Origin of the sequence: Solwaraspora sp. WMMA2101 (assembly GCF_049179175.1) — a bacterium.
Lineage (GTDB): Bacteria > Actinomycetota > Actinomycetes > Mycobacteriales > Micromonosporaceae > Micromonospora_E.
In genome coordinates this window covers 3,834,977-3,859,034 of the sequence record NZ_JBMHMA010000006.1, presented here as the reverse complement: position 1 = coordinate 3,859,034, position 24,058 = coordinate 3,834,977, and the positions used below count along the sequence as shown (strand labels likewise).

The window sequence follows — 24,058 nt, the reverse complement described above, 5'->3', positions numbered from 1 at the left end:
TTTAGCTCGGAGCATGCTCGCCGTGATCAGCCGCTGTCAAGACGCCGGCTGGAAATCGGCTGGAAATACGAAAGATGCTGGCGGGACGGCTGATACCCCCGATACCCCCAGCTGAACGCCGCCTGCCACGACGAAACGCCGGGCGGGACAGATCCGTTGCCACGGAAACGTCCCGCCCGGCGTGCCGCAGGTGGTCAAGCCCGGTGCGGCGGTCAGTCCAGGCAGCCGCGCAGCGCCTCGGTGAGCCGGTTCGCCCGGTCGTCGACCACACCGCCCATCTGGTTGAGCACGTACCCGAAACCGACCCGGAACCGGTCGTCGGCGAACGCCAGGTGACCACCGGCCCCGTCGTGACCGAAGCTGCGGTCACTGAGCATCGGGCGGACCCGGGGCGAGCGCAGCAGGAACCCGGTCCCCCACCGCTGGCCGGCGTCCGGTCCGCCGTACCGCTGCTGGCCCTGGACCCGGACCACGACGGCGTCGTCGACCGACGCGGTGCTCAGCAGCGGCCCGCCGGCGACGTCGGAGACACACGCGGCGTACAGCCGGGACAGCCCGGCGGCCGAGCTCACCCCGCCGGCGCCGGGGATCCCGGCGGCCTGGATCGCCGGGTCGTTGAAGCTCACCAGCCCGTCGGCGTCGGCCGGGAAGTCGAACGCGCCGCCCATGGTCAGCGACCGTTCACTGACCTCGTCGGGGAAGGGCATCGGGCCGCCCGGCGGGGCCAGGGTCCAGGCGACCGCGTCGCGCTCGGCCGCCGGCAGGCCGATCCAGGTCCGCAGCCCCAACAGCCCGGCGAGGGTACGGCGGAAGTACTCCCCCGCCGGCAGCCCGGTGACCCGCCGGATCAGCTCACCGACCAGCCAGCCGTACGTCAGGGCGTGGTACGTGTACGCCGTCCCCGGCTGCCACAGCGATCGCTGCTGCTCGATCGCCTCGATCACCGGCCGTTCGGCGATGACCTCGGCCCGGGTCAGGTCCCGGTCCAGCGCGGGCAGCCCGGCCTGGTGGGTGAATAGCCACCGGACCGGGATGTCCGCCTTGCCGTTGGCGCCGAACTCCGGCCAGTAACGGGTGACCGGCGCCGACAGGTCGAGCTGACCGGACTGCACCAGCAGGTAGGCGCAGACCGCCAGGATCCCCTTCGTGCAGGAGAAGACGACCGCCGGTGTCTCCCGGGTCCAGGCCCGTCCGGTACGCGAATCGGCCAGTCCGCCGTACAGGTCGACGACGACCTGGCCGTCGACGTGCACGACCAGGCCGGCACCCACCTCGCCGCGGGTGGCGAAGTTGTCCCGGAACACGTCGGCGACTGGGCCGTAGCCGTCGGCCACGTCCCCGTGCACGGCAGTGGTTGTCGGCACGCTCATCCCTTGACCGACCCTTGCAGCAGGGCCTTGATGAACTGGCGCTGGAAGATGAGGAAGACGATCAGGGTCGGCGTCAGGATCAGCAGCGATCCGGCGCAGTGCAGGACCTGGTCGGTGCCCCACTGGCCCTGGAAGGCGCCGAGCGCCCCGGCCATGGTCCGCTTGGTGCCGTCGTCGACGAGCACGATGGCCAGCAGGAACTGGTTCCAGGTCCACAGGAACAGCAGGATCGTCAGCGAGGCGATCGCCGGGCGGGCCAGCGGCAGGTGGATCCGCCAGAACAGCTGCCAGGTGGTGCTGCCGTCGACCCGGGCCGCCTCGGACAGCTCCGGTGGCACGTTGATGAAGTGCGTCCGCATCCAGAACACGCCGAACGGTATGAGCTGACTGCGAGGGCCGCCGCCATCAGCGGCGCCAGCACCACGGCCGGGCGACCGGCGTGGAGCTTCCGCGCGCGAAACTACGCATATCGGGACTCCTTGAGTTCTCACCAGTTGCGCCGATCCCACGCGGCGCAACTGGTGTTTCGGGTTCACCGGCCGACGGCCGAGGTCGTCGGGAACTCCCTAGCTAAACTGATTTATCAGAGCATGCTTCCGATTGCTCGCTGCTGTCAAGGACTAGTTGGCAACGGTCCGGAAACGGCTCGTTCACACTGGACCGGCCGTCCCGGCACACCCACCCCGTCGGTCGTCGGTCGGCCACCCGATCGGCCGACGCCACCCCGGCGAACCGGTCGCTACCAGCGATCCGGCGCCACCACGGCGGTGACCCGCCGGTGACCCGGCCGGCCCACCATCGCATCATTGAGCATGGGCCTGACCGGCGGAGGCAACGCTGTGGACAAAGAAACCTCATCTAACGGATCAACACCGCGAAATCGGGCGACACTGGCAGATGTCGCCCAACGCGCCGGGCTGTCCAAGACCGCCGCGTCGATGGTGCTGAACGGCCGGGAGGGGACGCGCCTGTCGGTGGAGGCACATCAGCGCGTCTTCGCCGCCGCCGAGGAACTAGGCTACCGCCCCAACGTCGCCGCCCGAAGCCTCAGGACCAGAAAAACTGCCACCATTGCCTTCGTGTCCGACATTGTGGCTACGACCCGATTTGCCGGCGGGCTGATCCGGGGCGCACTGGACGCCGCCCGGGAGCGCGACCATGTCCTGCTGATCACCGAGACCCAGGGCGACGCGGCCTTCGATCGGTACGCGATCGAGGCCATGCTGGACCGTCAGGTCGACGGGGTGATCTACGCCGCGATGGCGACCCGCCGGCTGACCGTACCGCCGGCGATCCTGGGCGGACCGGTGGTGCTGCTCAACGCCACCAGCGCCGAGGACCTGCCCTGCGTGCTCCCCGACGACGAACAGGCCGGCCGCGCCGTCACCGAGGCCCTGCTCAAGCAGGGCCACCGGGACCGGATCGCGCTGATCGGGCGCAACCGGCTCAAGGAACGCGACCCGGAGGTCTCCCTCGCCGCCGAGGCCCGGTTGCGCGGCATCCGGCACGCGCTGTCCGCCGCCGGGGCGAAGCTGTACGCCGAGCCGTCCTGCCGGGAGTGGCTGCCCGAACACGGCTACACCACGATGCGCGGCATCCTCGACCGACCCGACCGCCCCACCGCCGTGATCTGCATGAACGACCGGCTCGCCTTCGGTGCGTACCAGGCGGTCGCCGACGCGGGCCTGACCGTCCCGGCGGACATCTCGATCGTCTCGTTCGACGACGACCCGATCGCCACCTGGCTGCGCCCAGGACTGTTCACCGCGGCCCTGCCGCACGAGCAGATGGGCCGCCGGGCAGTGGAGATCCTGCTCGACGGCGCACCCGGCGCCCCGTACGTGGTGCCGATGCCGCTGCGCCGCCGCAAGTCGATCGCCGCCCCCCGGCCGCACTGACCTCAAGCCGCCCCCGGGCCGCGTAGGGACCGATCCGGACCGGTCCCCGCGCTTGGCGATAAACCGATTTACCGTAAGGTTCCAACGCATGCTTCGGCTATCGGACCACTGGGTGTGGGACAGCTGGTACGCACGGGACGACGACGGCCTGTGGCACGCGTTCTTCCTGCCTGCCTCCCGGGCGTTGCTCGACCCGCACCGCCGCCACCACCGCGCCACCATCGGCCACGCGGTCTCCACCGACCTGCGCGACTGGCGACTGGTCGCCGACGCGCTGGTCGCCGCCGACACCCCCGCCTGGGACGACCTGGCCACCTGGACCGGCAGCACGGTACGCGGCCCCGACGGCCGGTGGTACCTGTTCTACACCGGCGTCAGCCGGGCCGAACAGGGCCTGGTCCAGCGGATCGGCCTGGCAGTCTCCGACGACCTGGTCAGCTGGCACCGCCACGGCGACGGACCGCTCGTCGAAGCCGACCCCACCTGGTACGAGACCCTCGACCCCGACGCCTGGTACGAACATGCCTGGCGGGACCCGTGGGTCTACCCGGACCCGGCCGGCAACGGCTGGCACATGCTGATCACCGCCCGCGCCCGCGACGGCGCGGCCGACTCGCGTGGTGTCACCGGCCACGCCACCTCCGACGACCTGCTCACCTGGCAGGTCCAGCCACCGGTGTCCACCCCGGCGGGCTTCGGCCACCTCGAGGTGCCGCAGGTGGTGGTGATGGACGGCCAGCCGCTGATGCTGTTCTGCACCAACTCGGTCACCGCCGACCGGGGTGGTCCGGACGCGCCCCTGGTCTGGGTGGCACCGGGGACCTCCACCACCGGCCCGTGGGACGTCGCCGCCGCGATGCCGTACGCCCATCCGAGCCTCTACGCGCCACGCCTGCTGCCCGACGACGCTGGCGGTTGGCAACTGATCGGCTTCCGCGACCACGAGGACGGCCGGTTCATCGGGGAGATCACCGACCCGCTCCCGGTCCGCTACGTACCCGGTGTCGGCCTGGTCCCGACCGGACCGGACGCCTCGGCCACCCCCCGGACACCCACCGCCCCGGCACAGGCCGCCGTCGCGCACGCGGAGACCGCCGCCCGCTGACCGGGGAGGGTCGGTCAGCGGACGGCGGCCGTACGGTGCCGGTCGGGCGCCGCCCACGGACCGCTCGCCCCCGTTGCTCCGCCCGCCGCGCCGCACTCTCCGGCCGGCGCTGCCGCCCGGAGTGGGTCGCTGTGCGGATCGAACGCGTCCCGCGACACCCACCGATCACCGTGACGGACGCACCCGACCGGGACGGCCGTCGTGGTTACAGACGCCACACCGGCCAGGTCGGTTGCGTAATCCGAGCGATTCTCTTCAATCGGGACCCCGACAGTGGCGTCGATCACCGCAGCCGGGGCGCGGGGCCGGCCGGTGTGCCAGACTGGCAGGTCGGCCACAAGGGGGAATGACGTGCACAACGGCCCGCTCATCGTCCAGTCGGACAAGACCCTGCTGCTGGAGATCGACCACCCGGACGCCACCGCCTGCCGGATGGCCATCGCACCCTTCGCCGAGCTGGAACGCTCCCCGGAACACGTGCACACCTACCGGCTCACCCCGCTCGGGCTGTGGAACGCCCGTGCCGCCGGGCACGACGCCGAGAGCGTCGTCGACGCGCTGCTGAAGTTCTCCCGGTACCCCGTACCGAACGCGCTGCTGGTCGACGTCGCCGAGACCATGGACCGGTACGGCCGGCTGCAGCTGACCAACGACCCGGCGCACGGGCTGGTGCTGCGGGCCACCGACCGCGCGGTGCTGACCGAGGTGGTCAAGAGCAAGAAACTCGCCGGCATGTTCGGCGCGAAGATCGACGACGACACCGTCGCGGTGCACCCGTCCGAGCGGGGACGCCTCAAGCAGGGCCTGCTCAAGCTGGGGTGGCCGGCCGAGGACCTGGCCGGCTACGTCGACGGCGAGGCGCACCCGATCGAACTGGCCACCGCCGGCGGTGACGGGCAGCCCGGCTGGACGCTGCGCTCGTACCAGCGGGAGGCGGTGGAGCAGTTCTGGGCCGGCGGCTCCGGGGTGGTGGTGCTGCCCTGCGGTGCCGGCAAGACCCTGGTCGGCGCGGCGGCGATGGCGCAGGCCAAGGCGACCACGCTGATCCTGGTCACCAACACGGTCGCCGGCCGGCAGTGGAAGCGGGAACTGATCGCCCGGACCTCGCTGACCGAGGAGGAGATCGGCGAGTACTCCGGTGAACGCAAGGAGATCCGCCCGGTCACCATCGCCACGTACCAGGTGCTGACGTCGCGGCGTAAGGGCGCCTTCACCCACCTGGACCTGTTCAACGCCCGCGACTGGGGCCTGGTCGTCTACGACGAGGTGCACCTGCTGCCGGCGCCGATCTTCCGGTTCACCGCCGACCTGCAGGCCCGCCGGCGGCTCGGGCTGACCGCCACCCTGGTCCGCGAGGACGGCCGGGAAGGTGACGTCTTCTCGCTGATCGGCCCGAAGCGGTACGACGCGCCATGGAAGGACATCGAGGCGCAGGGCTGGATCGCCCCGGCCGCGTGCGTCGAGGTCCGGGTCACCCTGACCGACGCGGAACGGATGGCGTACGCGGTCACCGAGACCGAGGAGCGGTACCGGTCGGCGGCGACGGCACGCACCAAGCTGCCGGTGGTCAAGGCGCTGGTGGACCGGCACCAGGGCGACCAGGTGCTGGTCATCGGGGCCTACATCGACCAGTTGCATCAGCTCGGCGAGTACCTCGACGCCCCCATCGTGCAGGGCGCCACCACGAACAAGGAGCGGGAACGGCTGTTCGACGCGTTCCGCCACGGCGAGATCCCGACGTTGATCATTTCCAAGGTCGGCAACTTTTCCATCGACCTGCCGGAGGCGGCGGTGGCGATCCAGGTCTCCGGCACGTTCGGCTCCCGCCAGGAGGAGGCACAGCGCCTTGGCCGGGTGCTGCGCCCGAAGGCCGACGGCCGGCAGGCGCACTTCTACACCGTGGTCTCCCGGGACACCGTCGACACCGAGTACGCCGCACACCGGCAACGGTTCCTCGCCGAGCAGGGCTACGCGTACACGATCGTCGACGCCGACGACGTCCTCGGCCCCGCCCTCCCCTGACCCCCATGATCGCGACGATCTTGCGCTTATCGTTGACCGAATCCGACAAATCCTCGCGATAACCGCAAGATCGTCGGGATCATGAGGGGACGGGTGGGCCGGGGGTGAGCAGGTCGGCCAGCAGGTCGCCGTACTCGTCGATCCGGTCCAGCACCTCGGCGGCGGTGAACTGGCGGACGGCCCCTAGTAGGTCCCCCGCCGCTGCGGCCTCCACCTCCGGCCAGGTCAGCGGGGTCGAGGCGGCCGGGACCGGGCCGGCCCGCAGCGAGTACGGCGCCACCGTCGTCTTCGCCGCGTTGTTCTGACTCCAGTCGATGAAGACCCTTCCCGGGCGCAGCCGCTTCGCCATCCTGGAGGTGACCTTCGCCGGCGAAGAAGACTCCAGTTCCTCGGCGACCTGCTTGACGTACCCCGAGATCACCTCGGCCGACTGGGTGGCAGAAACCGGCGCACACAGCTGCATGCCCTTGCGGCCGGAGGTCTTCGGCCAGCAGGCGATCCCGTCGTCGGCGAACCGGTCCCTGATCGCCACCGCGACCACGCAGCACTCCGCTATCCCGGCCGGTGCCCCCGGATCGAGGTCCACGACCAGCAGATCAGGGTCGGCGCCGACCCGCCACTGCGGGGTGTGCAGCTCCAACGCGGCCAGATTGGCCAGCCACACCAGGGTGGGCAGGTCGTCGGCGACGACGAAGTCGATCTCGTCGCGGCCGCGCGAGGACCCAGGGGTCGGCAACCGGGCGGTACGCACCCAGTCGGGGGTGCTCGCTGGGGCGTTCTTCTCGAAGAAGTACTGCCTGTCGACCCCGTTCGGGTAGCGGATCCGGGTGAGCGCCCGGTCGGCCAGGTGCGGCAGCAGTACGCCGGAGACCCGGGTGTAGTAGTCGATCACCTCGCCCTTGGTGAACCCGGCCGCCGGGTAGAGCACCTTGTCGAGGTTCGACAGCTCCAGCGCCCGGCCGGCCACCTCCACGCGGATCCGCCCGGCCGCGCCCGCTCCCCGGTCAGCCGGCATCGGCGGCACCCCGCCTCAAGTCAGCCGCCATCGGCGGCCTCGGCGTCGACGTCGGTGGCCGGCACGTCCGGGCGGATCCGCAGGAAGCGGGGGAAGCGCAGCCGCCCGTCCGGGGTCTGCTGGCCGTACCGTACTTCGATCACGACCTCGGGGCGGACCCAGATCGCGCCCCTGGCGTCCTCGCGCGGCAGCGGCGTGTCGAACGGCGACCCGTCGGTACGCAGCGGTTCGAGCGCGGCCAGCAGGGCGCGCTCGGCCGCCGCCCCGATGCCGCCACCGACGCGGCCGGTGAACCGCAGGGCACCGGTCGCCGCACCGGCCGGATCCCGCCCCGGTACGCCGACCAGCAGCCCGCCGACGCGGCGTACCCCCGGCCGCCAGCCGCCGACGACGAAATCCCTGGTCAGCTCGATTTTGACCTTGACCCAGTCGGGGCTGCGCACCCCTGGACGGTAGATCGCGTCGTGCCGTTTGGCGACCACCCCCTCCAGGCCGTGTTCAGCGGCGGCGGCCCGGGTGGCCGGCCCGTCGGCGAAGCCGGGCGGCACCGCCCACGCCGGCCCGGCCAGGCCGAGGGCTTCCAGCGCGTGCCGCCGGTCGTGGTACGGCCAGCCGGTCAGGTCGGCGCCGCGCAGCCGCAGCAGGTCGAAGATCATGTACGTGGCCGGGGCCCCAGCGGCCAACCGGGCGGCCCGCGCCGGGTCCCGTACGTGCATCCGCTCGGCGAGCGCGGTGAACGACGGCCGGCCGGCGGCGTCGAGCAGCACCATCTCGCCGTCGAGCAGGGCGTCGTCCAGGGCGCGGGGCAGGCCGGACAGTTCCGGGTAGGCCACCGTGATCTCGGCGCCGGAGCGGGCGTACAGACGCTGCGCGCCGCCGGAGATGTCGGCCAGCGCGCGGACGCCGTCCCACTTGAACTCGTACCGCCAGCCGGGGCCTGTGGGCAGCTCCCCGGTCGTCGCGAGCATCGGCCGCAGCGGTCCACCCGGCATCCTGCCACTGTAAAACCAGCAACGAAGTGGTCGCGCTGAGTTCTGTCGGATGCGATCCTGGATCAACACCGGGCTGACCTGGACGATCTTGACCTTGGGGAAGGGCAGGACAGGGCGGCGGCCGCCGGTGGTGGCGAAGGGGACTCACCATGCGCGCGATCTGGAAAGGCGCGGTGTCGTTCGGCCTCGTGTCGATCGGGGTACGCCTGTACTCCGCCACGGAGGAGAAGGACATCCGGTTCCACCAGGTGCACCGCACCGACGGCGGCCGGATCCGGTACAAGCGGGTCTGTTCGGTCGACGGCGAGGAGGTCAGCTACGACGACATCGCCAAGGGCTACGACCTCGGCGGTGGCGAGATGGTGATCCTGACCGACGAGGATTTCTCGGATCTGCCGCTGAGCACGTCGCGGGCGATCGACGTACTGGAGTTCGTGCCGGCCGACCAGGTCGACCCGATCCTCTACAACAAGGCCTACTACCTGGAGCCGGAGGGTACGGCGACCAAGCCGTACGTGCTGCTGCGCGACGCCCTGGCCGACTCCGACCGGGTGGCGATCGTGAAGGTGGCGCTGCGGCAGCGGGAGCAGCTGGCCACTCTGCGGGTACGCGACAACGTGCTGGTGCTCAACACGATGCTCTGGCCGGACGAGATCCGCCAGGCGTCGTTCGGTTTCCTCGACGACGACGTGCAGGTCCGGCCGCCGGAGCTGGCGATGGCGGCGTCGTTGATCGACTCGATGGCCGGTGAGTTCGCCCCGGACGAGTACACCGACGACTACCGGGCCGCGTTGCAGGAGGTCATCGACGCCAAGGTGGAGGGCCGGGAGATCGTCGCCCCGGAGGAGGAGGCGGAGGCTCCGCCGGCTGCGGTGGACCTGATGGCGGCGTTGCGGGCCTCGGTGGAGCGGGCCCGGGTGGCCCGTGGCGAGGCCGCCGACAGTGACCGGGCCCCGGCCGAGCCGACCCCGATCACCTCGGCGAGGAAGGCGGGCGGCAAGGCCCCGGCGGCGCGCCGGACCGCCGCGAAGAAGGCCGATCCCGCCAAGCAGGCCGAACCGGCGAAGAAGACTCAGCGAGCGAAGCAGGCCGAGCCGGCCAGCAAGAACGAGCCGGCGAAGAAGGCTGCCGCCAAGCAGACCGGCGGCACGAAGACCGCCACCAAGAAGGCTGCCGCCAAGAAGGCCAGCTCCCGCAGCTCGACGGCGAGGAAGGCTACCGACCGTAAGTCCGCCTGATCGGCCGGGCGGCCAGCAGCCTGATCGGCCGGGCGGCCGGCAGGCGGCAGCCGGCAGGCGGCAGGCGGCAGGCGGCAGTCCGACGCAGGTTCCCGTTGACGTGCATTCCTGTGTGGAATATTTATTCCACACAGGAATAACTGCTGGTCGCACCGCGTGACCCCGCCGACCAGCGGCGTTGCACCACAGCGGATCAAACTTGGTCAATCCCACTATTCGGCACAGTCGCCACAGGTCCACTACTCCCGCATAGGACGGATTCGTCCACCGCGCCAAGCTGGCATTTCACTCATCCTGACAATCCACTCAGGATCAGTGAAATTTGTCTCACTCGACAACTACCTCGGTCGGAGATCACTATGTGAAGTCGGGTGATCACCAAGGGGCCAGGATGTTGCGAGGCGCGGCGGAAGGCGACACATGCACGGAACCTCCCTGTTGGACCGACTGGCCGGACAGTTGACCCGGCTCTGCGCGGTCGTCGACGCCGACCCGGCCGTCCCTCGGCAACTCGTCGCCGACCTGCTCGGCCCGGCCGCGACCCGGCCCGTCGACCAGCCACCGGCCTGGCCGTCCGACGTCGCCGACGACCACACCCCGGTCGAGTACTCCGTCGCGTTCAACGAGGCCGAGCCGCCGACCCTGCGGATCCTCGCCGAGGCCCAGGCCGCCACCGGGGACCTCGCCGCGCACGCCCAGGCCGCGTACCGCTTCCTGGACCGCCAGGTCGACCGGTTCGACCTGGCCACCAGCCGGTTCGACGCGGTCCGCGAGGTCTTCGACACCGACCGACCGCGCGGTGCCTTCGCACTGTGGTACTCGCTGGTCTTCCGCAGCGGCCGCCGACCCGAACTCAAGGTCTACTTCAACCCGGCGGTACGCGGCGAGGAGCACCGCGCCACGCTGGTCGTCGAAGCGCTACGAAAGCTGGGGCTCGACGCCGCGTACCCGATGATGGTCGACGGCGGCCTGCGCCCCGGTGAGCTGGGCCGACGCGACCAGCTGACGTTCTTCGCGCTGGACCTGCACGACGGCGACCAGTCCCGGGTCAAGCTCTACGTCAGCCAGTACGACGCGACCGTCGACGACGCCGTCCGCGCCGCGAGCGTGGTCGACGACATCGACCCCGACCAGGTCGCCGACTTCTGCACCACGGCGGCCGGCGGCCCCGGCCCGTACGAACGGCGTCCGCTGGTCAGCAGCTACACCTTCACCACCGGCGCCACCCAGCCGGTCGGCTACAGCCTGTACGTGCCGATCCGCGACTACGTCGACGACGACGTCCAGGCCCGCGACCGGGTCCGCGAACTGCTCGACCGGTACGGCCTCGACGCCAGCCGGCTCGACCCGGCCATCGAGGCGGTCACCGACCGGCCGTTGGCCGACGGCGTCGGCCTGATCGCGCACGTGTCACTGCGGGTCGGCCGCCCCCGCCCCGGCATCACCGTCTACCTGTCCGCCGAAGCCCACCAGGTCGCCGCACCGCGACCCGGGCGAGACCGTACGCCGATGAACGCCGGGAGCATGTGATGCAGCCAGCCGACCGACGCACCACCCTGCCGCCGTACCGGATCAAAGTGGTGGAGCCGATCCCGTTCCTGACCGCCGACGAACGGCGCGCCGCGCTGGCCGAGGCCGGCTACAACCCGTTCAACCTGCGGGCCGACCAGATCACCGTCGACCTGCTCTCCGACTCCGGCACCGGGGCCACCTCGACCCTGCAGGAGGCCGCGGCGGCGCTCGGCGACGAATCGTACGCCGGGGCCCGCTCCTGGTTCCGGTTCCGCGACGAGATCCGCGACCTGACCGGCTACCCGCACGTGCTGCCGGTGCACCAGGGCCGGGCCGGTGAACGGATCCTCTTCGGTGACCTGCTGAAACCCGGCCAGATCAGCATCAGCAACACCCATTTCGACACCACCCACGCCAACGTGGTGCTGGCCGGCGCGCAGGCGGTCAACCTGCCCTGCGCCGCCGCCACCGACCTGGACGACGACGCACCGTTCAAGGGCGACATCGACCTCGACGCGCTGGAACGGACCCTGGCCGGCCCGGACGGGCACCGGGTCGGCGTGGTGCTGATGACGATCACCAACAACGGGCTCGGCGCACAGCCGGTGTCGATGGCGAACCTGACCGCCGTACGCGACCTGTGCCGCCGCTTCGACGTGCCGTTCTTCCTGGACGCGGCCCGGTTCGCCGAGAACGCATGGCTGGTGTCGCAACGGGAGGACGCGTACCGCGACAAGACTCCGCGCGAGATCGCCCGCGCCGCCTTCGACCTGGCCGACGGCTGCGTCATCAGCCTGAAGAAGGACGGCCTGTCGGCGATCGGCGGTGTCATCGGGCTGCGCGACGAGGCCCGGTACACCGCCTGCGAGGCCAACCTGATCGCCACCGAGGGCTTCTCCACGTACGGCGGACTCGCCGGCCACGACCTGGAACGGCTCGCCCAGGGCGTCCGGGAGGTGCTCGAACCGGCGTACCTGCGCTCCCGTGCGGCCTCGACCGCCCGGCTGGCCCGGCTGCTCGCCGACGCCGGGGTGGCCACGGTCGCCCCCGCCGGCATCCACGCCCTCTACCTGAACGCGGGCCGGCTGCTGCCACACCTGTCGCCGCACCAGTTCCCCGGCCACGCGCTGGGCTGCCAGCTCTTCCTCGACGGCGGGATCCGCTGCGCCGAGCTGGGCTCGCTGTACCTCGGCGGGCTCGACGACAACCACCAGCTGGTCACGCCGGCACCGTTCGAGCTGGTCCGGCTGGCGATCCCGCGCCGGGTCTACACCGACGCCCATCTGGAGTACGTCGCCGAGGTGCTGGCCGACATCGCCAAGGATCCGCAGCGGGTCGGCGGCTACCGGATCGTCTCCGCACCGCCGCTGCTGCGCCACTTCAAGGTCCGGCTGGCCCCGGCGTAGCCGGGCGTAACGGTCCGGCTGGCCCCGGCGTAGCCGGGCGGCTGGGGCTCAGCCTGGCACCGGAAGCCGGCGCATCGCGTGCTTGACCAGCTCGATCAGGGTCTCCTTGCAGGAGGCCCGGTCCCGGGCGTCGGTCCACAGCAGCGGTACGGCCGGATCCAGCTCCAACGCGCCCCGGATCTCGTCCTCGGTGTAGAGGCACTCGCCGAAGAACTGGTTGACCGCGGCCACGAACGGGATGCCGCGTCGCTCAAAGTAGTCGATGGCGGCGAAGCTGCTGTCCAGCCGGCGGGTGTCGACCAGCACGACCGCGCCGATCGCGCCCTGGGCCAGCTCGTCCCAGATGAACCAGAAGCGGTCCTGCCCGGGGGTGCCGAACAGGTAGAGCACGACGTCCTCGGCGATGGTGATCCGGCCGAAGTCGAGGGCGACGGTGGTGCTGGTCTTGTCCTCGATGCCGGTGACGTCGTCGACGCCGATGCTGGCCTCGGTCAGCACCTCCTCGGTGGTCAGCGGCGGAATTTCGCTGACCGAGCCGACCATGGTGGTCTTGCCCGTGCCGAATCCGCCAGCGACCACGACCTTGACCGATTTGCGATCCACGGTGATCAGTCCTTCTCGTCTACAGTCGCTGAAGGCCCGCGAGCACGGTCGCCAGCAGGTCACGGTCGGCGATCTTCTGCTGGGCCGGCGTACCGATGTCCAGGTAGCCCTGCTCGAGGAGCACGTCGACCATCACCTTGGTGATGGTGAGCGGGTGGTGCAGGTAGGCGCCGATCTCGGCGATCGACATCCAGGTCGAGCAGCGCTCGACGATCTCCCGGTACTCCGGTTCCAGCCGGGACAGGTCGGCGGGCAGCGCCACCACCTGGGTGGCCAGGTCGAGGTTGGTGTTGCGTGGGCTGGTCCGCCCGTTGACCAGGATGTAGAGCGGGACCAGTCGGCCCGCCTCCGAGTCGTCGTCGCCGTCCCACACGTCGTGTGTCATCGGCCCGGCCCGGCATTGCCGTTGATCTGCGTCACCGCGGTCCGTGGATCGGTGCTCAGGTACTCACCGATGCGGGTGACCAGCCGGCTCATCTCGTACGCGACGGTGCCCATGTCGACGCTCTGCTCGCAGAGTACGGCGAGCCGGGCGTTGTGCCCGGCGGCGGCGATGAACAGGCTCTGTCCCCGGTACTCGACGATGACCTGGTGCACCGGGCCGCTGTCGAACCGGCGGCTGACCCCGGCGGCGACGCTGTGCAGCGACGACGCCCCGGCGGCGAGCAGTTCGGCCTGGTCCTGTGGCAGCGATGTGGACTTCTGGATGATCAGACCGTCGGTGGACAGGACCACCGCGTACAGGACGTCGGGGACCTCGACGAGGTCGTCCAACATCCAGGTCAGGTCGTTCTGCGGGTGAGAGTTGGTCACGCGTTCCTGCCTTGATCATCATTAGTTGCCGGGGCGTCGTTGGCCGCCACGTCGTCGCTGGCTGCCGCCTGACCTGCGCTCCAGGCCCGCTGGTACCGGCTGAATCGGTTCCTGGCCTCCTCCGGGGAGCGCATCGGCGTGGCGTCCGTACCAGGGTCGCCGTCCGCCGCGATCTCGTCGCGCAGCTCCGGCGCGATGTGCTGCTGCGGCTGGCGGTGCGGCAGCGGCGGCCGGGCCGGCGGGGCGGACGGCGGCGTACCGGTGGCCGTCGTGCCGCCGCCGGCCGCCGGGTCCGGCTCGGCCGGCTCCGGGTCGAGCCGCCACTCCACCTGGGCGGCCCCGTTGCGGCGGTAGTCGGCCGGGTCGCCGGTACGGTACGGATGTCCTGCCACGTCGCCTGTGCTCCGTCGTTCGTACACCGTGCCGCCGCCCACCGGGGCGGAACCGGCCGTCGACGCCGGTCCGGGGATCACCGGGGCCGGCCCGACGGTGCTGCCGGGCGCCGCCGCGGTCGCGACGGCGTTCGTGGCCGCTGCCCCGGTCGTCCCGACGGTCGTCGGAACCGGTGTGGCCGAGGGTGCCTGCGGGTGTGCCGGCGCCGTCGCGGTCGCCGACGCCTGCGCAGGTGCCGTCGCGGTCGCGGTCGCGGTTGCGGCGTTGGCGGCGGCTCGGGGGTGGTGCCGCAGCGCGTTCGGTCGGGCCACCGCCCCGGCCATGGCCGGGACGAGCCGTTCCTGCTCCAGGTCCCGGCCGGTCCGGTCGTCGGTACGGCCGGCGAGCAGCCGCTCCGGCAGCAGCACGATCGCCAGCAGGCCGCCGTACGCCGAGGTCCGCAGGCTGACCTGGATGCCGTCGCGCTTGGCCAGCTCGGCGACGACGTGCAGACCGACCTGGGCGCCGTCGCGCAACGCCATCACGTCCGGGGTCGGCGCGGTGGCGAGCAGGTCGTTGGCCCGGTCCAGCGCCTCGCCGCGCATCCCCATGCCGGCGTCCTCGATCTCCACCGCGAGGCCGTGCTTGACCTCGTTGCAGGTGACCCAGACCATCGTCTCCGGCGGCGAGAAGGCCAGCGCGTTGTCCAGCAGCTCGGCGAGCAGGTGGATGGTGCCGGCGACGGCGTGCCCGTGCACCGCCAGGTCGGCGGCCTTGCGCAGGGTGATCCGCTGGTAGTGCTGCGACTCGGCGAAGGCGGCCAGCAGCACCCGGCGGACCGGGACGGGGTTCTTGAACCGACGGCCGATCTGCCCACCGGCGAGGATGACCAGGTTCTCCAGGAAGCGCCGGGTCTGAGTGAGCTGGTGGTTGATGTCGAACAGCTCGCCGAGCAGCTTCTCGTCACCGATTCGACCTTGCAGGTCCTCGATGACCCGCAGGCCGCGCTGCAGTGGCCGCTGCGGGCGCCGGGCGACACCCATCAGCATGGTGATACTCGACGTACGGGTCTGCGCCTCGTTGACGGCGGCGGCCGCCGCCGCCTGCAGCGACCGGTTGATGACCTGGGCCACCTGGCCGATCTCGTCGGCGCCGTAGTCCTTGGTGGCGAGTTCGGCGGAGAGGTCGACCTGTTCGCGGCGGCGCAGCCGGTCCATGACCGCCGGCAGCCGCTCGTCGACCATCGCGGAGGCGTCCTGGCCGAGCTGCGCCAGGCGCAGTGACAGTGCCTGGTCGACCAGGACCTGCGACTGCCGGACCGCCCAGACGGTCGCGGCGACCGCGACGGCCAGGGCGAGGAGGCTGCCGAGCAGCGCCAGCAGCAGCTGGTTGTTACCGGTACGCAGGGTCTGCGCGGAGACCGAGTCGGCCTGCACGATGGTCAGGTCGACCAGGTCGGCGGAGACCTGCGCGGTGAGCTGGGCCCACTGCGCACGGTCGATGCCGAGCCCACCGGGGACCGAGTTGCCCCAGGCACCGGCGGCGATCAGCTTGTCCTCGGCGATCTGCAGCCGCTGCCAGGCGTCGCTGGCGACGATCTCCTCGTAGCGCTGCTGGGCGTCGGGGTGCAGGTGCGGGGAGACGGCGGCCAGGGTGGCCCGGTACGCCCCGACCAGCTGGACGAAGGCGAGATGTTCCTGCTCGGTGAAGGACCGGGAGCTGAACGCCTCGTCACCGAGGGAGCCGGCCCGCGACATCAGGTCACTGGAGAGGAACGCCTCGGTGGCGGCGATACCACCCTGGGCGGCGGTCACGTCGGGCACGATCCGGGCCTGGATGTCGAACATCTCGGTCGCGGCGTCGAGCAGGCCGTTGTAGAACTCGTACGCCTCCTGGCCGCTGGCCGACCGGGAGTCGATCGTGGTCCGGATGCTCGGCAGCTGATCCAGGTACCCGGTGAGGGTGTTCCACTGGGTGATGATCGAGTCGGGGGCGGCGGCGAGGGAGCCTTCGGCGACGGTACGCAGCGCGGTCAGCTGCTCGTCGGTCTGCCGCCGCTGGTCGAGCAGTTCCTGCAGGTCGTTGTCGGACTGGGCCAGGTAGGCGATGCCGAGGCGGCGTTCCTCCTGGATGGAGGCGAGCGCCGGAACGGCCGGGATCGACACCTCACGGACGCCGACGGCGACCTGTCGGTTGTAGAAGCCCTGGAAGACCAGGTAGCCGGAGGCGGCCAGCCAGAGCGCCAGGGCGGCCACGCCGGGGATGAGGACCAGCCGGATGACCCTACGCTTGATCGACTGCTGACGGTCGTTGCCGCGTCGGGATTTCTTCGGCTGCTGGCCGTCGGCCTGTGTGCGTGCCAACTTGTATCCAATCGAATGGCGGCCTGAGTGGAGCAGCGCACGTCCACAGCTGGCCAACGCCGATGCGCGTGGCACGATACCGCTGAGCTCGTAGTCAACACCACCCCTTCGGTGTCGATGGGTAGGGGGTCGCTCACCCTCGGCGCGACCTGGCTAAACCGGTCCACCAGGGACCATGGGAGCGCTCCCGGATGATAGTTGCGCCAGCAAATTGTGGCGTACACCACTGTCTAACTGAGAGTGACAGAAACACCGCCGTCGTTCGGCTCCCGGAGTCGCCGTTCTCGCTGTCGGACTGGTGATCTAGCAGGATTTCGCCGGAATACCAGCCACAATCCTTCTAGATCGCCGACATCCAGCGGGTCGCCGGTCAGCTGGCGGCGGTGGCCCAGTAGCGGCAGCCGGCGTGGTCGAGATGGGCCGCCACCACCCGGCCGACCGCATCGGCGGCCAGCGCGGTGAGCCGACCGACGAGATCGGGCACGAACGGCGGCACCAACTGCTGCGGCACCGGCACCGGCTGCGCCGGATCGATCGGCACCGACTCGGCGGCACGCAGCTCCAGGCGGTACAGGCAGTCACCGACCGCCTGCTGCACACTCGCGCCCAACGGCCGGTCCAGCGGGGCCGACTCGTCGACCGGGACCGCCGCCGGCACCGCGTCGACCGACCAGAACAGGCCGTACGACATCATCGGCTGGTCGACGTCGCGGGGCAGTTCACAGGCGGTGACCCGCAGCGCCAGACCGAGCCCGACGACCAGCGCGGCGACGGCGTCGAACGCCGGCAACTCGGCCCAGTCGGCGGCCTGCACCAGCAGCCGGGCACTGGGCCGGCCGGCGGCGGCCTCGGCCACGTACCGCCGGACCGGGTGACCGAAACTGCCGGAGCTGCCGTCGCGCGCCGCGATGCCGTCACGCAGCCACAGCGACAGCACCCGCTCGTGGGTCAGATCCAGCAGGTCCACCGGCCGTACCCCGAACACGCCCGCCCACCGGCCCAGCCGGAACCGCTCCGGCAACCGATGGTCCCGCCACCGGTCCGCACTGTCTGCGGAAGCGGGATCGGGGTCGTTGGTCGACGCCCGCCACTCGACGTGCGTCGCCCGGTCCCGCAGATTCGTGACGGTGACGACGGCACCGGCGTACCGCCGGCCGTGGCCGCCGCAGCGCCGGCAGGTCAGCACCGGGTGCCGCCAACCGGTGGCGTGACAGTCCAGGCACGGCACCCCTGGGATCGGCTCACCCCACCACGTCGGCGCTGGCGGCTGCTGAGCCCGGCACAGCAGCGGCGCACGCTCCGGGATCGCCGGCCGGGGGCCGAGGATCCGCCGCAGCGACGTGTGCCGCCAACGGCCGTCCCGCCAGATGGCCTGCGCCCCGGGCGTCGGCGGCCCGTCGCCGCAGTCCCGGACGATCCGGCGTTCCAGCTGGTCGGCGTCGATCTCCTCGGGCGGCAGCGTCGACCGGGCCTGCTGCGGCCGCAGGAAGTACGCCGGCGCGGTCAACGACCGCTCGGCGAGCCCCGCCAGCGCGTCGGGCACGCTGGTGCGCTCCAGCGCGGCGGGCAGGCTGTCGGCGTACCCACGCTGGTCACGTGGGACGGCCGCGCCGGGCACCTCGAACCGGAGGTCCCAGTTCAGGCCGGCCGCGTACACACCCCGCCGGGCCTCGACGACCAGGTCCAGGCAGAGCAGGTCGGCGAGGGCGCAGAGCCGGCCGAGCCGGCCGTCGGCGCCGGCCGGGGCAGCCGCCACGGTCCGCCCGAGCAGGATCGTCCACGCCGGGTGGCGCAGCTCGCGCAGCGTCGAGCAGTCCACTTTGACCTGTGCGGCGAGTTCGTCGCGTACCGGCGTCAGCGGCACCCGCCAGCCACCGCCGAAGTCGGCGTGGGTGCCGGCGGCGACACTGGCCGAGGCCACCGCGCCGGTGTCCAGGTTCGCGACGGTCAACACCAGGTGGGTACGCGGCCCGCCGCTCATGCGTACATCCGGGTCTGAGCCGACTGCCACTCGCGCAGCGCACACTTGATCCGCAGGTTCTCGTCGTCGGTGCGCCGCAGATCGTCCCGCAGGGCGGTCAGGTCCTCGGCGACGTAGTGCAGGAAGGCGTACACCTCGTCCGGGTCGAGACCACGGCGGACCTCGCGGAACCGGCGGTCGCGGACCTGGCTGGGGTAGATCCGGGGCCGCAGCGGCGGGCGGCGGAACACCCCGCCGTTGCGGGGCCGCCCCGGCGGCGGCTCGATGACGTGGTGGAGGCGGCGGGGCCGACTGAAGATCCGGTGGAGAAGGTTGCGCATCGCGGGGGTTCCCCTTCATCAGGAGTTGGATGGGGCGACCCGCCGGCAGGGAAGGCGTAAGCGGGAGTGCTCGTAGCCGACGGGTCGCCCCAGCTCCGGCCGGTCGCAGCCTCATTCGGCGGGTACGACCCCGGAGCGGCTTTTGGTGTGTTTCCTGGGTACGGGTGTCGCGGGTTGCGGGTTTCGCGGGGGTTCGCTCGGGTAGGGCGGTCGGGGCGGGCAGGCCGCGCGCCACCACCCCGCCCCGACCAGGGCACGAGCACTCCGTCGTTGCCACGCGAGGGAGCGTTCGTAGCGATGAACTTATGTGCGGATGTCGTCGATGTCAACCTCTGCGTGGAGGCTACCTAAACCTTGCTCCACACATAAGTGACGTGGTCGAATGGAGGCGCCACGCGAGGGAGCGCCATGCCTGTTTTGCCCGACTACTTCAAGATTTCGAACGCCATCGTTGCCGACGTCAAGAACGGCACACTCAAGGCCGGCGACAAACTGCCGTCGATCGCCCAGCTCTGCAAGCAGTACGACGTGAGCCCGTCAACGATCCGCCTGGTGTTCGTGCGCCTCGAAGCACTCGAGGTCATCGACCGCCACCAGGGCAAAGGTGTCTACGTCACCGATCCGGCGACGTGGATGCGCAAGCCGTAGGCCCCTCTCCCGCTCACCGGCGAGGGTTGCTCAATTGATGATCCACTGCGCCTCATCGACTCGACGCGCCGACGGCTCGTCAGCCCACGCGCATCCGAATCACCACACCCTGAGGTCTATTCACAGGCGATCCTGTAGAAGTGCAGCCCGATGGCACAGGAGATCGTTTCTGTGAAGGTCGCGAGCGGTCTGCGGTAGTCGGTGTGCAGGATTCTCCAGGTCTTCAGATTCGCGATGACCTGTTCGACGACCCAGCGGATCTTGTTGACCTGCCTGTTGTATTCCTTCTGCCACTCTGTGAGCTCGCCGCCCTTGGGCTTCTTGTACGGGGTGATCATGCCGTTGCCGACGTATCCCTTGTCGCCGATCCAGCCTGCAGGATTCAGGCTGACGAGAACACCGGTGTCGTTGATCGCGTACGAGTCGTGGTGGTTGCCGGTGACGGGATCGGAGACCCAGACGAGCGCGCCGTCGAGGGTGCAGGCGACCTGGACGCTCATGCCCGTGGTCTTGTGCTTGCCGGAGTACAGACAGCGGTCCGTGCGCCATGACCAGCAGGGGAACAGGGTGCCGTCGACGATGTACTGGACGGTCGGGTCGAGCTCGTCGGCGGTCGGCACGAACCCCGCCAGCACGCGGTCGAGGACCGGGGTGATGGCGGTGACCGCCCGTGAGATCGTCGACTGGGAGACGCCGTGCGCCTCGGCGATCTCCGCTTGGACGCGGTTGCGCCGCATGTAGGTCAACGTGACCACGAGGGCGCGGTAGAGGCCGAGGATCGGTGGCCACGGTTCCATGCCCAGGTTCCGGCATTCGGCGCGGACCAGCACGCAGAGGTCGCGGATCTGATCGGTCGTGAAGCCGGTGGTATGATACATGTTCGGCGGTCCGCTTTTCTTTGGTTGTTGTGTGGTAACTCCATCCTATGGGAGGGCGGGCCGTCTCATTTATCAGGGGGTCCACTGTGGGCTATCGAGGCCCTGCTGAATAAGCCTCCCTGATGTCCGTCGAGAGGCTTGCCACGCTTCCACCCACCTGACTCCACTGTGCCGCGAGGGGCCTCCCGCAGTTGGCCACTACCGGTAGCCTTCATGTCACCAGAAGGCTGCCGCGCTACCCCTCTCTGGACGGGCGGCTTCATGACAGTCGAGGATGTCAAGGTGCGCATCGGGCAGGCCATCGAGGCCGCCGAGGAGGCAAGCGGCTCATCGTGCAGCTCAGCGACGTCGCGACGGAAGCAGGTGGCCTGGCCCTTCGCACCGTTCGCGGCAGTCAGTGCGACTACGTCAAGGAGGGCGAGCACCACTTGACGGCTGCCATTGATGAGGTCGAGATGATTTGCCGGCGGATCGACAGCTGCGTGGAGCACGCCCAGGCCTACCGGAGGGCTCTCGGATGACCCTGGCTGACGTGGTCGCTCAGCTCCGCACCGCCGTCGAACGACTCGATCAGGCCGCAGTCGGAGCCGCCCGCGCCCAGGCTGACCTGGACCAGGCTCACCAGCACCTCACGACCGCCGGGACCGGTTCCAACCACAACGAGATTCGCGACGCCATCACCGAGGCGGAGACCGCAGCAGCCAAGGCCGGCAGGCTCGGCAACTTGCTCGCCAAGTCAGCGGAGGCGTTCTCGCGGTGCGGCAATTGCCTCATCCCCGGCTCGATGCCCACCCTCCAGGCCAACCCCGACACCAGCCTACCAGCGGCGAAGAGATCGTCGCCAGCACCGGACGCCCGAAGGGCTGGCACCGACGGGTCGCCAAGAAGAGTGTCGAGAATGCCGAGACCGCCGGCGACGTGACCGGGAAAGTCGCGGATGCAATTGCCCAGCTTGGACCAAAGGGCAGCACGTCTACGGTGCAACATCCGCCGACACCAGGACCTTCGAACCAAACCCCTGGTTACGCCGACTCTGCCGAGTCCGCCGCAATCGTCATCGCGGCAACAGTCGCCCTGATCCTCAAGAAACTAGATGACCGAAAGACCCGGAGGCGGAAGCTTGACGACTGATCGGACACCACACCTGGAACTGCTTCGGGAACTGACCCACGGCAACCCGGCCATATACCAGGAACGCTGCCAGCAGCTTGACGAAGCAGGGTGGCAGGAGCTTGGCCTGGTGCTCGGAGCAGCGTTTTTCCTCGCCGCGCGCGAACGACTCGGGGACCGGACCACCAGAGGCGAGGTTATTCACCTGGTCGCCGATATTCGCAGCAAGTTCGCGGATACGACGCTTAATCTCGATCCGGAACTGGCCGAAAAGTTGCTGGTCTCGGCACTCACCGGCGAAACCGACGACGTCGAGGACGCCGAGCAGGGCGCACTACTTGAAACCGAGCTCGTCGTGCTGTGGCACCTGCTTTCGGACGCACCGGCCGACAAGTTGGACCGCTTCCTCGCAGAGGTTGGTCAACTCGCGGAGGAGTGGAGTGAAGAGGATTAGCCCAGGGGCGGTTGCCCTCGTGCGGGCGCTACTCACCCTCGATGATGACGCAGACGTGCCGACCGCCCAGGAGGATGTTTCACCTGAGGACCAGCTCGGCGCGGCAGCCCTCATCACCTCCCTGTTCATTCACGCCGTGAGACGACTGTTCCCGGAGGGCGCCAGCCGGGGCGAGGTCATCCGCTTCGTCGCGGAGCTTCGCCTCAACCTCCCCTCGGACACGTCGATCGACACTCGGGCGACCGAAGGGATGATCATGTCGGTGCTGGACGCGAAGCGTCGGGAGGAGATCCCGCAGGAGGTGGCGGCAGCATCGGCGGTGGCGATCGTCCAGCACCTCCTCGACCAGGCAAGGATCGGCACAGACGAGCTGGAAGCAGTCCTCGCGAAGGCCATCGCGTCCACCGAGGAGTACGGCCTCGACGCCCAGCTGAGGGTCGAAGATGCCTACGGTAGCCGTGACTGGATAGGTGCGTGGGACCTTGGAATACCGCAAGCGCGCGAGGTGGGTCAGGCGGTTGTGGGGATCCAAGGGCTGCCGGCGGCGGCTCGGGTGAGTGCGTCGAGCATGTTGATGCCGTGTCGGGTGGCGGTGGCGGTGTAGCTGCGGATCGCGGCGAAGTGTTCGGCTCCGGTCATGGTGCGCATGCTGCCGGAGACCTTGATCCGGAGTTTCGGCATGCGGATGGTCCGCTCGGCCGGGTTGTTGTCGAACGGCACGGCCGGGTCGGTGACGAAGCGTAGGTAGTCGGCGCGTCGGTCCCGTAGTCGCACGAACAGGGCGTGGTACTTGCGGTGCAGCTTGTCGGTGCGGGTGGCGGTGGCTGCGGCGCCGAGCACGACGGCCGAGCGCAGCAGGTGGGTCTGTTCGGCGAGGTCGGCCGGGTCGGGTTCACCGCCGTCGGCGCGGGCCGTGACCGTCAGGCGGTTCAGGTGCCGCAGGGCGTCGATGGCCTGGCCGGCGAGGTCGGCGACCTGCCCGGTGGCGGTGTCGACCACGTAGACCAGTTCGCGTAGGACGTGGGCGTTGCACAGGGCGTGGACCGCGTCGGTGTAGGTGTCGTACGGGGCCCACGCGTCGTGCACGGCGACGCCGGTGTATCCGGGTAGCACGCCGGCGTCGTCCATTCCGGCGGTGCCGCGCCGGCGGTGCACGGTGAGGAACACGTCGGTGGGTGTGGAGGCGGAGTGCAGCCAGGCGAGGCGGCCGTCGACGCGCATGCCGGTCTCGTCGAAGTGCGCGACCGGCGCGTGGCGGACGCGGTCACGGATGACGGGGAGCACCGTGTCGATGACGCCGAGGGCGGTGCGGGTGACCCAGGCGGTGATGGTGGCTGGCGCGACGGGCAGGCCGAACAGGTCACGGATCGCGTCGGCGGTGCGGCCGATGGACAGGAACTGTCCGTGGAGCAGGTAGACGCCGATCGCGGCGATCCGTGGTCCGTAGACGGCGGGCGCGGTGGCCCCGGCGGGTGTCGCGGCGGTGGTGTGGTGCCCGCACGGGCAGGCGACGGTGACGATCTGGTGCTCGGTCACCACGACCCGGGGCTGGGGGATGTCGAACACCTGCCGGCGGGTGACCGTCACCTCGGCGGGGTCGGTCAGGCCGTCACCGCAGCCGCCACAGATGTCCGGCACGTGCCGGACGACCACGTCCGGATCGGCCACCTGGGACAGGGTGGTGCCCTCGCCCCCGGCCGGGCGGCCCGGCCGGCGACCCGAACGGCCCCGCAGCGACTTCGGCGCCGGTTTGGCCAGCCCGTCGCTCGACGGCGGTTTCGACGAGTTGCTCGACGACTGCTTCAACCGGGCCTCAAGCTCAGCGATCCGCGTCAGCGCCTGCTCCAGCCGTGCGGCCAGCCCGGCGTTCAACGCCAACAACTCGTCATACGACGGCGGCGGATCGGCGGGCATGGCTGGTCAACCTACCAGCATCCACAGCAGACAGCACCACCGGG

The 24,058-nt window shown here is 70.4% G+C and carries 23 protein-coding genes; 11 read left to right on the top strand and 12 right to left on the bottom strand.

Annotated elements, in window-relative coordinates; all coding sequences use genetic code 11:
• Nucleotides 1–212: 212 nt before the first annotated feature.
• Nucleotides 213–1,370 (bottom strand): serine hydrolase domain-containing protein, encoded by a 1,158-nt coding sequence (locus ACN28F_RS18455; protein ID WP_421358868.1) that lies wholly within the window; start codon nucleotides 1,368–1,370, stop codon nucleotides 213–215.
• Nucleotides 1,367–1,861 carry a carbohydrate ABC transporter permease gene (locus tag ACN28F_RS18450; RefSeq protein WP_289210811.1) on the bottom strand — a complete coding sequence of 165 codons (495 nt, stop codon included), beginning with the start codon at nucleotides 1,859–1,861 and terminating at the stop codon, nucleotides 1,367–1,369. The genes ACN28F_RS18455 and ACN28F_RS18450 overlap by 4 nt, the downstream gene beginning before the upstream one ends.
• A 348-nt stretch (nucleotides 1,862–2,209) precedes the next feature.
• On the opposite strand from ACN28F_RS18450, the gene ACN28F_RS18445 reads away from it, so the two are divergent.
• The 3 genes from ACN28F_RS18445 to ACN28F_RS18435 all read left to right on the top strand — a co-directional run bounded on the left by ACN28F_RS18445 (nucleotide 2,210) and on the right by ACN28F_RS18435 (nucleotide 6,395).
• Nucleotides 2,210–3,268, top strand: coding sequence for a LacI family DNA-binding transcriptional regulator (locus ACN28F_RS18445; protein ID WP_289210810.1), 1,059 nt, complete (start codon nucleotides 2,210–2,212; stop codon nucleotides 3,266–3,268).
• Between the two features lie 88 nt (nucleotides 3,269–3,356).
• Nucleotides 3,357–4,373, top strand: a complete 1,017-nt coding sequence (locus tag ACN28F_RS18440; protein ID WP_421358866.1) for a family 43 glycosylhydrolase — start codon at nucleotides 3,357–3,359, stop codon at nucleotides 4,371–4,373.
• Between the two features lie 351 nt (nucleotides 4,374–4,724).
• Nucleotides 4,725–6,395, top strand: a complete 1,671-nt coding sequence (locus ACN28F_RS18435; RefSeq protein ID WP_289209165.1) for a DNA repair helicase XPB — start codon at nucleotides 4,725–4,727, stop codon at nucleotides 6,393–6,395.
• Nucleotides 6,396–6,474: 79 nt separating this feature from the next.
• Here ACN28F_RS18435 and ligD (ACN28F_RS18430) read toward each other — a convergent pair whose 3' ends face one another.
• Nucleotides 6,475–7,410, bottom strand: coding sequence for a non-homologous end-joining DNA ligase (gene ligD / locus ACN28F_RS18430; protein WP_421358864.1), 936 nt, complete (start codon nucleotides 7,408–7,410; stop codon nucleotides 6,475–6,477).
• Between the two features lie 20 nt (nucleotides 7,411–7,430).
• Complete coding sequence (gene ligD, locus ACN28F_RS18425; RefSeq protein WP_289209163.1) at nucleotides 7,431–8,402, bottom strand: non-homologous end-joining DNA ligase; 972 nt, start codon at nucleotides 8,400–8,402, stop codon at nucleotides 7,431–7,433.
• Between the two features lie 149 nt (nucleotides 8,403–8,551).
• Between ligD (ACN28F_RS18425) and ACN28F_RS18420 the strand changes: the two genes are divergently transcribed.
• The 3 genes from ACN28F_RS18420 to ACN28F_RS18410 all read left to right on the top strand — a co-directional run bounded on the left by ACN28F_RS18420 (nucleotide 8,552) and on the right by ACN28F_RS18410 (nucleotide 12,558).
• On the top strand, nucleotides 8,552–9,640 hold the full coding sequence (locus ACN28F_RS18420; protein ID WP_289209162.1) for a Ku protein: 1,089 nt from the start codon (nucleotides 8,552–8,554) through the stop codon (nucleotides 9,638–9,640).
• 420 nt (nucleotides 9,641–10,060) lie between these two features.
• Nucleotides 10,061–11,170: a tryptophan dimethylallyltransferase family protein gene (locus ACN28F_RS18415; protein ID WP_421358861.1), complete on the top strand. Its 1,110-nt coding sequence runs from the start codon at nucleotides 10,061–10,063 to the stop codon at nucleotides 11,168–11,170.
• Nucleotides 11,170–12,558, top strand: a complete 1,389-nt coding sequence (locus tag ACN28F_RS18410; protein WP_421358859.1) for a tryptophanase — start codon at nucleotides 11,170–11,172, stop codon at nucleotides 12,556–12,558. Before ACN28F_RS18415 ends, ACN28F_RS18410 begins: the two co-directional genes overlap by 1 nt.
• Nucleotides 12,559–12,606: 48 nt before the next feature.
• Here the strand turns inward: ACN28F_RS18410 and ACN28F_RS18405 are convergent, their stop codons facing one another.
• The 6 genes from ACN28F_RS18405 to ACN28F_RS18380 form a co-directional block, all read right to left on the bottom strand.
• A complete protein-coding gene (locus ACN28F_RS18405) occupies nucleotides 12,607–13,161 on the bottom strand; it encodes a GTP-binding protein (RefSeq protein WP_421358857.1) in 555 nt (184 codons plus the stop codon).
• A gap of 19 nt (nucleotides 13,162–13,180) precedes the next feature.
• Nucleotides 13,181–13,546, bottom strand: a complete 366-nt coding sequence (locus ACN28F_RS18400) for a DUF742 domain-containing protein (protein ID WP_282224191.1) — start codon at nucleotides 13,544–13,546, stop codon at nucleotides 13,181–13,183.
• Nucleotides 13,543–13,974, bottom strand: coding sequence for a roadblock/LC7 domain-containing protein (locus ACN28F_RS18395; RefSeq protein WP_289209157.1), 432 nt, complete (start codon nucleotides 13,972–13,974; stop codon nucleotides 13,543–13,545). Before ACN28F_RS18395 ends, ACN28F_RS18400 begins: the two co-directional genes overlap by 4 nt.
• On the bottom strand, nucleotides 13,971–16,709 hold the full coding sequence (locus ACN28F_RS18390; RefSeq protein WP_289209156.1) for a nitrate- and nitrite sensing domain-containing protein: 2,739 nt from the start codon (nucleotides 16,707–16,709) through the stop codon (nucleotides 13,971–13,973). The genes ACN28F_RS18395 and ACN28F_RS18390 overlap by 4 nt, the downstream gene beginning before the upstream one ends.
• Nucleotides 16,710–17,079: 370 nt before the next feature.
• Nucleotides 17,080–18,690 (bottom strand): hypothetical protein, encoded by a 1,611-nt coding sequence (locus ACN28F_RS18385; protein ID WP_289209155.1) that lies wholly within the window; start codon nucleotides 18,688–18,690, stop codon nucleotides 17,080–17,082.
• Nucleotides 18,687–19,010, bottom strand: a complete 324-nt coding sequence (locus ACN28F_RS18380; RefSeq protein ID WP_421358854.1) for a DivIVA domain-containing protein — start codon at nucleotides 19,008–19,010, stop codon at nucleotides 18,687–18,689. Before ACN28F_RS18380 ends, ACN28F_RS18385 begins: the two co-directional genes overlap by 4 nt.
• 408 nt (nucleotides 19,011–19,418) lie before the next feature.
• On the opposite strand from ACN28F_RS18380, the gene ACN28F_RS18375 reads away from it, so the two are divergent.
• Nucleotides 19,419–19,658, top strand: coding sequence for a winged helix-turn-helix domain-containing protein (locus ACN28F_RS18375; RefSeq protein ID WP_289209154.1), 240 nt, complete (start codon nucleotides 19,419–19,421; stop codon nucleotides 19,656–19,658).
• A gap of 116 nt (nucleotides 19,659–19,774) precedes the next feature.
• On the opposite strand, the gene ACN28F_RS18370 is transcribed toward ACN28F_RS18375, so the two are convergent.
• A complete protein-coding gene (locus ACN28F_RS18370) occupies nucleotides 19,775–20,536 on the bottom strand; it encodes a transposase family protein (protein WP_289205445.1) in 762 nt (253 codons plus the stop codon).
• Nucleotides 20,537–20,868: 332 nt separating this feature from the next.
• Between ACN28F_RS18370 and ACN28F_RS18365 the strand changes: the two genes are divergently transcribed.
• The 4 genes from ACN28F_RS18365 to ACN28F_RS18350 all read left to right on the top strand — a co-directional run bounded on the left by ACN28F_RS18365 (nucleotide 20,869) and on the right by ACN28F_RS18350 (nucleotide 22,704).
• Nucleotides 20,869–21,057: a hypothetical protein gene (locus tag ACN28F_RS18365; RefSeq protein ID WP_289209153.1), complete on the top strand. Its 189-nt coding sequence runs from the start codon at nucleotides 20,869–20,871 to the stop codon at nucleotides 21,055–21,057.
• The gene (locus ACN28F_RS18360) at nucleotides 21,054–21,458 is read left to right on the top strand and encodes a hypothetical protein (protein WP_289209152.1); all 405 of its coding nucleotides are present in this window, start codon (nucleotides 21,054–21,056) and stop codon (nucleotides 21,456–21,458) included. Before ACN28F_RS18365 ends, ACN28F_RS18360 begins: the two co-directional genes overlap by 4 nt.
• A 198-nt stretch (nucleotides 21,459–21,656) precedes the next feature.
• The gene (locus ACN28F_RS18355; protein ID WP_289209151.1) at nucleotides 21,657–22,100 is read left to right on the top strand and encodes a hypothetical protein; all 444 of its coding nucleotides are present in this window, start codon (nucleotides 21,657–21,659) and stop codon (nucleotides 22,098–22,100) included.
• The gene (locus ACN28F_RS18350) at nucleotides 22,087–22,704 is read left to right on the top strand and encodes a hypothetical protein (RefSeq protein WP_421358851.1); all 618 of its coding nucleotides are present in this window, start codon (nucleotides 22,087–22,089) and stop codon (nucleotides 22,702–22,704) included. The genes ACN28F_RS18355 and ACN28F_RS18350 overlap by 14 nt, the downstream gene beginning before the upstream one ends.
• Here the strand turns inward: ACN28F_RS18350 and tnpC are convergent.
• Nucleotides 22,611–24,014, bottom strand: a complete 1,404-nt coding sequence (gene tnpC, locus ACN28F_RS18345; RefSeq protein ID WP_421358849.1) for an IS66 family transposase — start codon at nucleotides 24,012–24,014, stop codon at nucleotides 22,611–22,613. The genes ACN28F_RS18350 and tnpC overlap by 94 nt on opposite strands.
• Nucleotides 24,015–24,058 lie beyond the last annotated feature (44 nt).